Raw genomic sequence first — 527 nt, forward strand, 5'->3', positions numbered from 1 at the left:
GGCGGTTAGAGGTTCGACTCCTCTAGGGTGCATTTTTTCTATTTAACTCGGGAAGTAGCTCAGCTTGGTAGAGTACTTGGTTTGGGACCAAGGTGTCGCAGGTTCGAATCCTGTCTTCCCGATTGATATTAAAAAGTAAGAACACTAGTTGTTCTTTTTTTAGTGCTCTTTTCTACCATTTGTCAAGTATATCAAGGGCCTTAAGTAAAAAAAGAGATAAGACAGTAGCTATTCTGAGGTTACTGTCTTATTTTTACCACTTATTGATCCATAAAAGGGCACGCTAAAAAACACCTCATCTGGTATTTTTTGAAACAAGGTGTTATAATAATACGGCATAGATGACCTTATCGATTTTGGGTCAAAGAGTAATCGTAAAGTTTGTTATGCGTAATGAGGTAATATAGTAAAATGAACCTAAAACAGTACATAATGTGGTATAATCTTCTTATGGCATATTCAATAGATTTTCGTAAAAAAGTTCTCTCCTATTGTGAGCGAACAGGTAGTATAACAGAAGCATCACA

General features: G+C 36.1%; 1 protein-coding gene and 1 tRNA gene. Both read left to right on the forward strand.

What is annotated here, in order from left to right:
• The first annotated feature begins 48 nt into the window (after positions 1-48).
• Positions 49-122 (forward strand) — tRNA-Pro (locus QM406_RS10085).
• 328 nt (positions 123-450) lie between these two features.
• Positions 451-527, forward strand: a 77-nt coding sequence (locus tag QM406_RS10090) for an IS630 transposase-related protein (RefSeq protein ID WP_138024939.1), incomplete at its 3' end; no start/stop codon positions are given.

It is taken from the genome of Streptococcus infantis (genome assembly GCF_047465035.1).
GTDB classification, from domain to species: Bacteria; Bacillota; Bacilli; order Lactobacillales; family Streptococcaceae; genus Streptococcus; species Streptococcus infantis_T.